At 72.0% G+C, this 11356-nt stretch carries 14 protein-coding genes and 1 pseudogene; 14 read left to right on the top strand and 1 reads right to left on the bottom strand.

Annotated features, from left to right (window positions below; all coding sequences use genetic code 11):
* The 12 genes and pseudogenes from ACFWW8_RS14200 to ACFWW8_RS14145 form a co-directional block, all read left to right on the top strand.
* A pseudogene (locus ACFWW8_RS14200) lies at window positions 1-838 on the top strand (hypothetical protein); the annotation flags it as partial.
* Window positions 839-903: 65 nt separating this feature from the next.
* On the top strand, window positions 904-1620 hold the full coding sequence (locus ACFWW8_RS14195; RefSeq protein WP_386528004.1) for a DUF2993 domain-containing protein: 717 nt from the start codon (window positions 904-906) through the stop codon (window positions 1618-1620).
* Between the two features lie 155 nt (window positions 1621-1775).
* Window positions 1776-1865, top strand: a complete 90-nt coding sequence (locus ACFWW8_RS14190) for an Ms5788A family Cys-rich leader peptide (RefSeq protein WP_353962230.1) — start codon at window positions 1776-1778, stop codon at window positions 1863-1865.
* A 172-nt stretch (window positions 1866-2037) separates the two neighbouring features.
* The gene (locus ACFWW8_RS14185; protein ID WP_386528001.1) at window positions 2038-2883 is read left to right on the top strand and encodes a sulfurtransferase; all 846 of its coding nucleotides are present in this window, start codon (window positions 2038-2040) and stop codon (window positions 2881-2883) included.
* 72 nt (window positions 2884-2955) lie between these two features.
* Window positions 2956-3246, top strand: a complete 291-nt coding sequence (locus ACFWW8_RS14180; protein WP_386527999.1) for a DUF1416 domain-containing protein — start codon at window positions 2956-2958, stop codon at window positions 3244-3246.
* Window positions 3247-3456: 210 nt separating this feature from the next.
* Window positions 3457-3720, top strand: coding sequence for a DUF3099 domain-containing protein (locus ACFWW8_RS14175; protein ID WP_351271116.1), 264 nt, complete (start codon window positions 3457-3459; stop codon window positions 3718-3720).
* A 112-nt stretch (window positions 3721-3832) separates the two neighbouring features.
* Window positions 3833-4687, top strand: coding sequence for a hypothetical protein (locus ACFWW8_RS14170; protein ID WP_386527996.1), 855 nt, complete (start codon window positions 3833-3835; stop codon window positions 4685-4687).
* Window positions 4684-5526, top strand: coding sequence for a hypothetical protein (locus tag ACFWW8_RS14165; protein ID WP_386527994.1), 843 nt, complete (start codon window positions 4684-4686; stop codon window positions 5524-5526). Before ACFWW8_RS14170 ends, ACFWW8_RS14165 begins: the two co-directional genes overlap by 4 nt.
* Window positions 5523-6422, top strand: a complete 900-nt coding sequence (locus ACFWW8_RS14160) for a hypothetical protein (RefSeq protein ID WP_386527991.1) — start codon at window positions 5523-5525, stop codon at window positions 6420-6422. Before ACFWW8_RS14165 ends, ACFWW8_RS14160 begins: the two co-directional genes overlap by 4 nt.
* 271 nt (window positions 6423-6693) lie before the next feature.
* On the top strand, window positions 6694-7266 hold the full coding sequence (locus tag ACFWW8_RS14155) for an FABP family protein (RefSeq protein ID WP_386527989.1): 573 nt from the start codon (window positions 6694-6696) through the stop codon (window positions 7264-7266).
* A 76-nt stretch (window positions 7267-7342) separates the two neighbouring features.
* Window positions 7343-7807, top strand: coding sequence for a Fur family transcriptional regulator (locus ACFWW8_RS14150; RefSeq protein WP_386527987.1), 465 nt, complete (start codon window positions 7343-7345; stop codon window positions 7805-7807).
* Between the two features lie 21 nt (window positions 7808-7828).
* Window positions 7829-8797 carry a YgfZ/GcvT domain-containing protein gene (locus ACFWW8_RS14145; protein WP_386527984.1) on the top strand — a complete coding sequence of 323 codons (969 nt, stop codon included), beginning with the start codon at window positions 7829-7831 and terminating at the stop codon, window positions 8795-8797.
* A 41-nt stretch (window positions 8798-8838) separates the two neighbouring features.
* On the opposite strand, the gene dtd is transcribed toward ACFWW8_RS14145, so the two are convergent.
* Window positions 8839-9264: a D-aminoacyl-tRNA deacylase gene (dtd, locus tag ACFWW8_RS14140; RefSeq protein ID WP_328299532.1), complete on the bottom strand. Its 426-nt coding sequence runs from the start codon at window positions 9262-9264 to the stop codon at window positions 8839-8841.
* 136 nt (window positions 9265-9400) lie between these two features.
* Here dtd and ACFWW8_RS14135 point away from each other — a divergent pair, with 136 nt between their 5' ends.
* Both ACFWW8_RS14135 and ACFWW8_RS14130 read left to right on the top strand, forming a co-directional pair.
* The gene (locus tag ACFWW8_RS14135) at window positions 9401-9976 is read left to right on the top strand and encodes an AmfC protein (RefSeq protein ID WP_386527981.1); all 576 of its coding nucleotides are present in this window, start codon (window positions 9401-9403) and stop codon (window positions 9974-9976) included.
* Between the two features lie 80 nt (window positions 9977-10056).
* Window positions 10057-11301 carry a GNAT family N-acetyltransferase gene (locus tag ACFWW8_RS14130; RefSeq protein WP_386527978.1) on the top strand — a complete coding sequence of 415 codons (1245 nt, stop codon included), beginning with the start codon at window positions 10057-10059 and terminating at the stop codon, window positions 11299-11301.
* The last annotated feature ends 55 nt before the right edge of the window (window positions 11302-11356 follow it).

Genomic DNA, 11356 nt, shown 5'->3' with positions numbered 1-11356 from the left:
CCATGCCGCGCCCGGCCCCGTGGAGGAGGCCGGGGAGGAGCCCGCGTACTCCCCGCCGACCCTCGCCGGGAACACCCTGCGGGCCGTCGACCCCGCCCAGGCCCGCGCCGAGGGCCGGTCGCCGATCATCGACCCGGGCCCGCAGGCCGCCCTGCTGACCGCCGCCCTCGGGGTGCTCCTCGCCGCGGCCGCCGCGTTCGGGGCGTACGCCCTGCTCGTGCCGCTGGTCGCCCTCCAGGGGCTCACCGCGGCCGGCTGGTTCCGCCTCAACGGCATGTGGCCGGCCCGCCAGGGCATCGCCCTCGCCTTCGCCGGGGCCCTGGTCGCCGACGCGGCGGTGCTCGCGGTGGGCGAGCCGTACGGTCCCGGCGCGATCGTCGGCACCCTCGGCGCCTGGGTGCTGCTCACCCTCGTGCTCCAGCTGCGCAGCCACGCCGACCCCGACGAGCGGATGTACGGGCTGATGGCCTCGGTGGCCTCCGCCGCCCTGGCGATCGTCTGCGCCGGCTACCTGGCCGCGGACTCCGACGCCGTCACCGTCGGCGCGGCCGCCGTCGCGGTCGCCGTCTTCGCCCGCGCCCTGCCGCTGCCCACCGCGCCCTCCGTCGGCGTCTCGCTGGCGGCCGCCGCCGGTGCCGGCATCGCCGTCGGAGGGCTCAACTCCCTCGGGGCGGGCGGGGCCCTGGTCGGCCTCGCCGCCGGGGTGTGCGCGCTGATCGGACTGCGCGTGGCGGCGTACGACTACCCGTCGAAGTTCGTCCACATGACGGCCGGGGTCGCGCTGCCGCTGGCGGCCGCCGCGCCCGTCGTCTACCTGGTCGGGCGGGTGGTGGGCTGATCCCTGCCCGACAACGGGCATGGTCCACTAGGCGCACGTACCGACAAGTAGCAGGGGAGGGGCACGTGCGCTTTCTACGTGTGGTCGTGATCATCGGTGTGGTCCTGGGGGCGCTGTTCGTCGGCGCGGACCGCTGGGCGGCAGGGTACGCCGAGAACCAGCTCGCGGACCGGATCCAGTCCCGCCAGGGCCTGGCGGGCACCGCGGAGGTGGAGATACACGGCTTCCCGTTCCTGACCCAGGCGGCGAGCCGGGACCTGGACCGGGTCGACCTGAAGCTGCGTGGCGTCGAGGCGATGGCGGACGGCCGCAAGACCCGTCTCGCGGAGCTCGACGCGAGCTTCCGCGGCGTGACCCTGAACGGGGACTACACGCGGGGCACCGCCCGGCGGGCCGAGGGCAGCGCCCTCATCACGTACGCCGACCTGACCACGGCCTCGCAGACGGGCGCGACCCTCGCCTACGGCGGCGCGCCGGGCAAGGTGAAGGTCACCGCCGGGATCGAGGTGTTGGGCAAGTCCCTGACGCGCAGCGTGGTGTCGACCGTCACCCTGGAGGACGCGAAGGACGGCAAGGGCGGCAAGGTCGTCCGCGTGCACGCGGAGGAGGTGCCCGGCGAGGGCATCCCCGGGATCGAGGGCCTGGTCCGCAAGAAGACCGACTTCGACCGCCGGCTCGACGGCGGACTGCCCGTGGGTCTGCGGCTGTCGTCCCTGACTTCCGACGAGGCCGGTGTGCACCTCGCGCTGAGCGGCTCGAACGTGGTGTTGGCCGGATCGTGAGACGGTGCGGTCCGATCAGCAGATGGACGGGCCGCAGGAAGGGCTCCGGGAGCGGTGCGGCGGTCGCCCGGGGTCATGACATCCCATTATCCGGACGATCCTGTCTCGGTATATGACACACCGGTGACAGGGCGGCCGATTCGTCCCTACGATCCATGCCTATGAAGCATCAGCAGGCGGACCTCACGAAGCGGCGGGCAGTAGACCTGTGTCGCGTCGCCGCCATGCTCTGTCGATCCATGTGACCTGTGGAGCGCATCCGCTCCACCAGCCGGACGACGGCTTTTCCCGCGTGACCGCACCTGCTCCCCATCCCCTGACGCCTCCCCGCGCAGGGCCGGGCGAGCGCATCCGGAACGCACGCACCCCGCAGCACCCGCAGCACGGCCCGCCGCACACTGCCCGGAGGAGAACACCATGAGCCGCAGCGACGTCCTCGTAGACGCCGACTGGGTCGAGGCCCACCTGAACGACGCGAACGTCGTCATCGTCGAGGTGGACGAGGACACGTCCGCCTACGACAAGAACCACATCACCAACGCCGTCCGGATCGACTGGAAGAGCGACCTCCAGGACCCGGTCCGCCGTGACTTCGTGGACCAGGAGGGCTTCGAGAAGCTCCTCTCCGCCAAGGGCATCTCCAACGACGACACCGTCGTCCTCTACGGCGGCAACAACAACTGGTTCGCGTCCTACGCCTACTGGTACTTCAAGCTCTACGGCCACCAGGACGTCAAGCTCCTCGACGGCGGCCGCAAGAAGTGGGAGCTCGACTCCCGCGACCTGGTCGACGGCAAGGAGGTCCCGAACCGTCCGGCCACCGACTACAAGGCCAAGCCGCAGGACAAGTCCATCCGCGCCTTCCGTGACGACGTCACGGCCGCCATCGGCTCCCTGAACCTGGTCGACGTCCGCTCGCCCGACGAGTTCTCCGGCAAGCTGCTCGCCCCGGCGCACCTCCCGCAGGAGCAGTCGCAGCGCCCCGGCCACGTGCCGACCGCCCGCAACATCCCGTGGTCGAAGAACGCCAACGACGACGGCACCTTCAAGTCGGACGACGAGCTGACCGCCCTCTACGAGGCCGAGCAGGTCGACCTGGCGAAGGACACCATCGCCTACTGCCGCATCGGTGAGCGTTCCGCGCTCACGTGGTTCGTGCTGCACGAGCTGCTGGGCCAGGAGAACGTCAAGAACTACGACGGCTCGTGGACCGAGTACGGCTCGCTGGTCGGCGTGCCGATCGAGCTCGGCCCCAACAAGTAATCCAGCAGTCGACCCCGCCGGGCACGCAGGGCCCGTAGTCACGTACGACCTCTCTAGGACAGGACAGAGAACATGTGTGGAGCACAGATCGGCGGGCCCGACCTCGCGACGCTGAAGCCCGGTGAGACCGCCATCCAGGGCCAGATCACCCGGGGCGGTGAGCCGGTGTCCGGCTACGTCCGCCTGCTGGACTCGACCGGCGAGTTCACCGCCGAGGTCCCGACCTCGGCGACCGGCCAGTTCCGCTTCTACGCGGCGACCGGCTCCTGGACGCTGCGCGCGCTCGTCCCGGGCGGCACGGCCGACCGCAACGTCGTGGTCGCCGACGCCGGCGGCGTGACGGACGTCGCGATCGCGGTCTGACCGCCGATCCGCGCGGCACCGCGTAACCGCGGCACCGCGTAACCGCGGGACCGTATAACCGCAGAGCCGGCCGAAGGGCCGCACCCCCGGGGGTTGGACGCCACTGGATCGGGGTGCGGCCCTTCGTGCCGTCCGCGCCCGGGGCGGCGCCCGGGTCCACATCCGCGTCGCCGCACTTGTCAGCGGGGCGTGCCGCTCTACGCTGGAGGTATGTACGCCCGGCGCCGACGCGTCTACTTCCTGCTCATGGGCGGATGCCTGTTCCTCTTCGTCTCCGCCTGGTCCTTCGTGCGCCTGTGGTCGGTGGAGGCCGCGGTCGCCCTGTGCGTGGTCGCCATGGTCATCCCGCCGGTCGCCGCGATGATCGCCAACCGGCGCGGACCGGACGACCGCTGGTGGGACGACCCCTCGGGCGACCCGAAGTCCGACGAGTGGTGGGACGAACTGGACGGAAAGCGGCGCCGCGAGCCGTGAAACCCGGCGAGACGAGAACGTAATAAGCATCCTTACAACTGCTTGGTCCCTGAACGGGTCATGGGTACGCGCGGGTAACGAGCCGGCGCGTCCAGCCCTGTGGGGGACTTCCTTGGAACATGCACAGAACGCCTCCGAGCTGCGGGAACAGGGTGAAACCCGCCCGGGGTCGGACGGTCCGGACCCGGTCGTCGTACCGGTGGCCGACGCCGTGACGCCCGATGCCGTCGCAGGCGCTGCCGCCGTGGCACCACCGCGTCGGAGCCGGAGCCGCACGACCCTCCTGATCGCGGCCGCGGCCGTACTCGGCGTCCTCGCGGGGACGATCACCGGTTACGCGGTCCAATACCACCGCGCGCCCACCCCGCTGCCTCCGCTGGCCCAGCAGAACCTCGTGGCCCCGAAGGCGCTCGCGCCGGACGACAGCACGACGAACAAGACGGTCAATGCCAACCGGTGGCACAAGAACGACGGCGACCTCGCCGAGCTCCTGATCGAGGTCCCCGACGGCGCCAAGCCGGGGGGGAAGGGGTACGACAGTCTCGACGTCTACGCGGCGACCTTCGAGGAGCCGGACCTGGCCCTGCGTCACCTGGCGGGCGACGGCCTGCGGCGGGTCGCCGCGACACGGTGGTCGCAGGGCGACGACATCTTCGTCGAGGTCCAGCTGATCCAGTTCAACAACTACGCCGGCGCGAACGACTTCCAGCAGGGGCAGTCCGCCTTCATGCCGGAGGAAGCGGGCAACGCCGGCGTGGCCATTCCCGGCATGTCCGGAGATCTCGGGCACGTGTGGGTGAACTCGAAGGTCAGGGAGAAGCCGGGCTTCCTCCCGGTCCGTAGCGCTGCGGCCATCGCCCGTCGCGGCGACATCGTAATGGGGATCGTCTACTACAACACCCGCGGCGGGAAGATTGCCGAGGGCGACATCGTCCGCCTGGCCGAACGACAGCTGGAGCGACTGTGACCGAGCCGCAGAACGAGAACACCGCGGCCGGAACACCCGCGCCCGAGGCTCCGCTCCCCGGGGCATCGGCCGCGCAGCCCGAGGCCGCGTCCGTCGCTGCCGTGGCCCCGCGCCGCCGCAGGAAGGCGGCGTTCACCGCCGCGGGGCTGGCCGCCGCCGTGCTCGTGGGCGGCGGTGTCTGGGCGGCCTCCGCCATCGCGGACGCCGACCGGACCGCGCCCACCGCCTACTGGGTCCCCGCCGGGGAGAAGACCGAGGAGCCCGAGGGGCCGGCACGGGTACCCGCGAACGCCCTCTCGGGCAAGCTCCTCCCGGAGCCGAACGGCTTCACGACGGGCCCCGACCTGGCGGGCGACGGGAACAACTTCTTCGTCTCCGGCGAGAAGGCCGTCGAGGGCTTCAAGGAAGCCCGGGACGGCCTGTCCAGCACGGAGCGCAAGAAGCGCGACGACATGCTGGCCGGGCTCAAGCTCAAGGGCCTGGCCGGGCGCAGCTACACCAAGGGCTCCGGCGACCTGGTCGCGGAGGTCCGCATCATGCAGGCCGATCCGCAGGCCGTGGGCGGGTTCTCGGAGGTCACCAAGAAGCTCATGGAGCTCAGAGGCGCCGACCGCGCGGCGCCGAAGGTCGACGGCCACCCGGACGCCACGTGCTGGATGCTGCCGGTCGGCGAGGAGAAGAAGGAGAAGATCGACTCCCTCTACTGCGTGGCGGTCCAAGGCGACGTGATGGTCAACTTCCGCGCCTTCGGGCCGAAACCCTCCTTCTCGGCGACCGAGGCCGTCGGGTTGCTCAAGAACCAGCTGAACCACCTGAAGTCCCCGGGGGAGTCCGCGTGACCGAGCAGCACACCATCGGAGCCGGGCCCGCCCCGGAAGCCCCGCCCGCCCCGCCCGTACCGGAATCGGTCCCGGACGCCCAGCCCGCGTCCGAAGCCGGCGCGGCAGTCGGAGATCCGGCCCCGGCAACGGCCCCCAAGGATCGCCGCAAGCTGTTCGCGGTCCTGCGCTGGACGGCCGCCGTCCTCGTCTTCGGCGCCGCCGGATCGGGGGTCGCGTACGGGATCGCGCAGCCCGAGCGCACCGACGTCCCCGGCCTGTCCACCGCGGCCGACGGCCGCTGGACCTACCCGGAGCTGGCCAAGCCGACGCTGCCCCCGGGCGCGGCCCTGCCCTTCGCCGCGGACAACGAGGACGGCATCCACTACGCCGGCCTCACCCAGCTGCTCCTGCCGGCGCCCCTCGGGTCCACCCCGGACGCCGCGCTGAAGGTGGAGAAGGACAGCGTGGTGGCCGTCGACACCTTCCTGGAGGAGTACGAGACCTCCGGGCGGGCCAAGATGAAGCAGGCGTTCGCCGACGACGGGCTGCGTCAGATCGTCGGACGCGGATGGACCACCCCGGACGGCATCCGGACCCGTGTCTACCTGCTCCGCTTCCACGCTTCGGGCTTCACGGACGCCTTCGACGGCTGCGGTCCCGACATGAACCTGAACGGCGTGAACCGGATCGAGACCGACGCGGTCTGGGGCAGGGCGCGGATCGACCAGTCGTTTCCCGACGCGACCGGTGTCTCGGTCCACGAGGAGGCCGTCCCGGTGGGCGACGAGAAGCTCCGGGTCGGGTGCGTCCAGTCCGGTGACGTCCAGGCGGTGATCCTCCAGACCCGGAAGGGCGATCTGCCCACCGTGCCGCTCCACCAGACGGTGATCCTGCAGCACCAGCTGCTGCGCTGACCGCCGGCCGGGGCCACCGGTAGGGCGGACCTCGCAGAGTGCGCCGGTCCCCGGGCCAGTAGGCTTGGGGACCGGCCCGTACACCGCACCGAATCCTCCGAGGAGCACCCCGTGCTTGAGGCAGTCTTCACCTCCCTGCTGGTCCTGGTCTGCGTCGGCGTGATGGCCTTCACCGGTCTCGCCGTCAAGAAGCTGTACCAGGGTCAGCGCTGAGCGTCCGCGCAGCTGACCGCCCCGGAACCCCTCCGACAGATCGCCTGAGCAGCCATTCATGATCCAGATCCCGTCCGACCTGAACCCGGGCCTCGTCCCGCTCGCCTTCCTCCTGGGCAACTGGGAGGGCGCGGGAGTCTTCGACTTCCCCGGTGAGGAGAAGTGCAACTTCGGCCAGGAGGTCGTCTTCAGCCACGACGGCCGGGACTTCCTGGAGTACACCTCCCACACCTGGGTCCTCGACGCCGACGGCAAGAAGGTGCGGCCGCTGGAGTCCGAGTCGGGCTACTGGCGCATCGACAAGGACCGCAAGGTCGAGATCGTCATGGTCCGCGACCAGGGCGTCGTCGAGGTCTGGTACGGCGAGCTCGCCGACCAGAAGCCCCAGATCGACCTGGCCACCGACGCCGTCGCCCGCACCGCGGCCTCCGGCCCGTACAGCGGCGGAAAGCGGCTCTACGGGTACGTGAAGAGCGACCTGATGTGGGTCGGGGAGAAGGCCACCCCCGACGTCGAGCTGCGTCCGTACATGTCGGCCCAGCTGAAGAAGGTCGTCACGCCCGAGGAGGTCGCCGAGATGGCGCGCAACCTCCCGGACATGCCGGACGACGGCATCGCCTTCTTCCGCTGACGCGCATCCGCCGGACTGTGCGACGAGGGGACCGCGGGACCGCCCGCGGTCCCCTCCGCGCGCTTACACTGGCCGGGTGGTGAGGACCGAGCACGCCGAAGGCACCGAGGGCACCGACTGGAAGACCGACCTGCGCCGGCGCGGGTACCGGCTCACTCCCCAGCGCCAGCTCGTACTGGAGGCCGTCGACCACCTGGAGCACGCCACCCCGGACGAGATCCTCGTCCAGGTGCGCAAGACCGCCTCCGGGATCAACATCTCCACCGTGTACCGGACGCTGGAGCTCCTGGAGGAGCTCGCGCTCGTCTCGCACGCGCACCTCGGTCACGGCGCCCCGACGTACCACCTGGCCGACCGGCACCACCACATGCACCTGGTCTGCCGGGACTGCGCCGACGTGATCGAGGCCGACGTGGACGTCGCCGCCGAGTTCACCGCCAAGCTCCGCGCGACCTTCGGATTCGAGACCGACATGAAGCACTTCGCGATCTTCGGCCTCTGCAAGAAATGCGCGGCGGCACACCGTGCCGCGCAGGCGTAGCCGAGTCGTACGCTTGGTCCCATGACCAGCAGCCCCTTGCTCCACCTCCCCGGCGCCGTGCAGGCCGAAGGCCGCGACGAGGGCGTCGCCGCCCACTACGGCGAGCTGTACGGCGAACAGCGGACCCTCGCCGACGGCCGCGGCTTCGTCGACCTCTCCCACCGCGGTGTCGTCACCGTGACCGGGGCCGAGCGCCTCAGCTGGCTGCACCTGCTGCTCACCCAGCACCTCACCGAGCTGCCGGCCGGCCAGGCCACCGAGGCCCTGATCCTTTCCGCCAACGGTCACATCGAGCACGCGCTCTACCTCGTCGACGACGGCGAGACCACGTGGGCGCACGTGGAGCCCGGCACCCAGGCGGAGCTGATCGCCTACCTGGAGTCCATGAAGTTCTTCTACCGGGTGGAAGTCGCCGACCGCACCGAGGAGTTCGCGGTCGTGCACCTGCCCGCCGGCTCCATCGCCGAGGTCGCCAAGGAGCACGCCGTACGGGAGACCGCCCACGGACGCGACGTCTTCCTGCCCCGCGCCGAGCTGGAGTCCTTCGCCGCCTCGCACGGCCCGGCCGCCGGGCTCCTCGCGTACGAGGCCCTGCGCGTCGAGGCGCACCGGCCCCGGCTCGGCCTGGAGACCGACCACCGCACCATCCCGCACGAGCTGGGCTGGATCGGTACGGCCGTGCACCTCCAGAAGGGCTGCTACCGCGGCCAGGAGACGGTCGCCCGCGTCCACAACCTGGGGAAGCCCCCGCGCCGCCTGGTCTTCCTCCACCTGGACGGCTCCGAGGTGCTGCTCCCGGCGCACGGCGCCCCGGTCCGGCTCGCCGCCGACGGCGAGGAGGGCCGCCAGCTCGGCTTCGTGACCACCTCGGTGCGCCACCACGAGCTCGGCCCCATCGCCCTCGCGCTGGTCAAGCGGAACGTACCGGTGGACGCGCCGCTGCTGGTGGGCGGCACGGCCGCCGCGCAGGAGGTCGTCGTAGCGCCGTAGCGCCGTAGCGCCGTAGCGCCCCGGGTGACGGCGCTGTCGCGCTAGATGTCGATGACGATGGTGAACGGGCCGTGGTTGGTGAGCGAGACCCGCATGTCCGCGCCGAAGCGGCCCGTCTCCACCGTCGCGCCCAGCGCCCGCAGCTGCGCCACGACCTCGTCCACCAGCGGTTCGGCGACCGGGCCGGGCGCGGCCGCGTTCCAGGTGGGGCGGCGGCCCTTGCGGGCGTCCCCGTAGAGCGTGAACTGGGAGATCACCAGCAGCGGCGCGTCCACGTCGCTGCAGGACTTCTCCGCCTCGAGGATCCGAACGGACCAGAGCTTGCGCGCCAGCAGCGCGGCCTTCTCCGGCGTGTCGTCGTGGGTCACCCCCACCAGCACGCACAGTCCCTCGCCGACGATCTCCCCGACGGTCTCGCCGGCCACGACGACGCTCGCGCCGTCCACCCTCTGCACCACTGCTCGCATACCCCCTGTGTACCAGGCGTGCACCCGTCCGGGGCCGATCGGGTGGACTGGGACTGCACCCGGGCCACGGAGAGTGGCACGATGCACGCAGGCGGTGCCTGTGCGCCGCACCGGTCGAGGGGACGGGCTCGTTCGTATGAATACTTCTGGTACCTCCGTACCTGCTGCACCCGCTTCCGTGTCCGCTGCCGCGGTACGACCGCCCGCGCAGCGCACCGCCGAGAACGCGGTCCCGCCGACGCCGACCACCGCGCTCGGACTGCCGGAACTGCGCGCGCTGCGCCGCGACGCGCAGCGCGACGAGGCCGATCTGAGCTACGTACGGCGGCTGTTGCAGGGCCGCATCGACATCCTGCGGGCCGAACTCGCCCGGCGCACCGACCCCGAGGCGCCGGTGGTGGACCGGCTCTCGGAGATCCTCGCCGACGCCCCCTCCAGCCGCAGCGCCTCCGCCCGGCACGTCACGCTCGGCACCCCGCACGGCGAGGAGTACCGGCTGCTGGCGGCGGAGATGCTGTCCGACGTGGAGCTCTCGGACCTGGGCGCCCGCACCGACGGCGAGCTCCACGACGGGCTGGGCCGTCTGATCCGGTACGAGCAGCAGGTCTCGCGGCGCCGGCAGCAGCTCCAGCGCACGGCGGACGACTGCAGCGCCGAGATCACCCGGAGATACCGGGAGGGGGAGGCGCAGGTGGACGACCTGCTGGCGTGAGCACGTTCGGCCCCCTCCCGCGCGTCCGGGGGCCGGAATTCGGGCGACGCGGGCAGGTGCGCCGATTAGCGTGGTCCGGCATGAGCGCTGACGTCCGGCCGATCGCTGAATCCGAACTCCCCGACTGGCTGCGGACCGTGAACACCGGCTTCCTGGAAGCCGCCGGGGTGACCGAGTCCGACGTCGCCCAGCGGGCCCGGCGCGGCGATTTCGCACGCACCCAGGGCGCGTTCGACCCCGATACGGGACGCTGCGTGGCCACCTTCCGCTCGTTCCCGCAGGAGCTGACCGTGCCCGGCGGCGCGGCCGTCGGCTCCAGCGCGGTCACCAACGTCACCGTGCTGCCCACGCACCGCCGCCGCGGTCTGCTGACCCGCATGATGACCGCCGAGCTGACCGCCGCCCGGGACCGCGGCGACGTGCTGTCGACACTGATCGCCGCCGAGTACCCGATCTACGGGCGGTACGGGTACGGGCCCGCCGCCTCCGTCTCGGAATGGGAGATCGACGTACCGCGGACCGGGCTGGACCCCCGCTGGTCGGTGCCCGCCGACGGCGGCCGCATCGACCTGGTCGACGCCGCCGAGGCCCGCCGGATCGGCCCCGGGTTGCACGAGCGGCTGCGGGCGGCCACCCACGGCGCGGTGGACCGCGACGCGCGCTGGTGGAGCCTGGCGACGGGCGCGGAGGAGATCTCGTACCGCCCGTACAAGGAGCAGTTCCACGCCGTGTACCGGACGGCCGCGGGCGAGGTGGCCGGCCTCGCCGTCTACGCCGCCGACGGGCACTGGACGGACGCGAAGCTCCCGAAGAACACCGTGCAGGTCAAGCAGCTGCTCGCGATCACTGCGGACGCGGAGCGGGCGCTGTGGCACTTCCTGTGCTCCATCGACTGGGTGGCCAAGGTCCGCACCGGTTTCCGGGCGCCCGACGACCTCGTCGCGCAGCTGCTGCCCGACCCGCGGGCCGCGGCGCTGGTGACCACGGCCGACTTCCTGTGGGTGCGGGTGCTGGACGTCGTACGGGCGCTGGGCGCGCGGACGTACGCCGTACCGGGGGTGCTGGTCCTGGAGGTGACGGACGCGGCGGGCCTCGCGGACGGCCGCTACCGGCTGGACGCGGCCAACGGCGCGTGCGAGCGCACCGCGGACCCGGCGGACCTGCGGCTGGACGCGTCGGCGCTGGGCTCCCTCTACCTCGGCGACGAGTCCGCGGTACGCCTGGCCCTGCTCGGGCGGATCACGGAGGAGCGCCCGGGGGCGGTCGCGCTGGCGGACGCGGTGTTCCGCACCGCGCGGAGGCCGTGGTGCCCGGACGTCTTCTGACCGGGCGGGCCGCAGACGGGTACCGGGAACGGGACCGGACACGACCGGACACGAC

Source organism: Streptomyces sp. NPDC058701, from assembly GCF_042715295.1.
Classification (GTDB): domain Bacteria; phylum Actinomycetota; class Actinomycetes; order Streptomycetales; family Streptomycetaceae; genus Streptomyces.
This window is presented reverse-complemented; position numbering and strand designations above follow the sequence as displayed.

Bases quoted from the DNA above. Each gene is read 5' to 3' on its own strand.
- ACFWW8_RS14180 (WP_386527999.1), top strand. From the start codon at position 2,956: ATGTGTGGAGCACAGATCGGCGGGCCCGACCTCGCGACGCTGAAGCCC.
- ACFWW8_RS14175 (WP_351271116.1), top strand. From the start codon at position 3,457: ATGTACGCCCGGCGCCGACGCGTCTACTTCCTGCTCATGGGCGGATGC.
- ACFWW8_RS14190 (WP_353962230.1), top strand. From the start codon at position 1,776: ATGCCTATGAAGCATCAGCAGGCGGACCTCACGAAGCGGCGGGCAGTA.
- ACFWW8_RS14135 (WP_386527981.1), top strand. From the start codon at position 9,401: ATGAATACTTCTGGTACCTCCGTACCTGCTGCACCCGCTTCCGTGTCC.
- dtd (WP_328299532.1), bottom strand. From the start codon at position 9,264: ATGCGAGCAGTGGTGCAGAGGGTGGACGGCGCGAGCGTCGTCGTGGCC.
- ACFWW8_RS14185 (WP_386528001.1), top strand. From the start codon at position 2,038: ATGAGCCGCAGCGACGTCCTCGTAGACGCCGACTGGGTCGAGGCCCAC.
- ACFWW8_RS14145 (WP_386527984.1), top strand. From the start codon at position 7,829: ATGACCAGCAGCCCCTTGCTCCACCTCCCCGGCGCCGTGCAGGCCGAA.
- ACFWW8_RS14155 (WP_386527989.1), top strand. From the start codon at position 6,694: ATGATCCAGATCCCGTCCGACCTGAACCCGGGCCTCGTCCCGCTCGCC.
- ACFWW8_RS14130 (WP_386527978.1), top strand. From the start codon at position 10,057: ATGAGCGCTGACGTCCGGCCGATCGCTGAATCCGAACTCCCCGACTGG.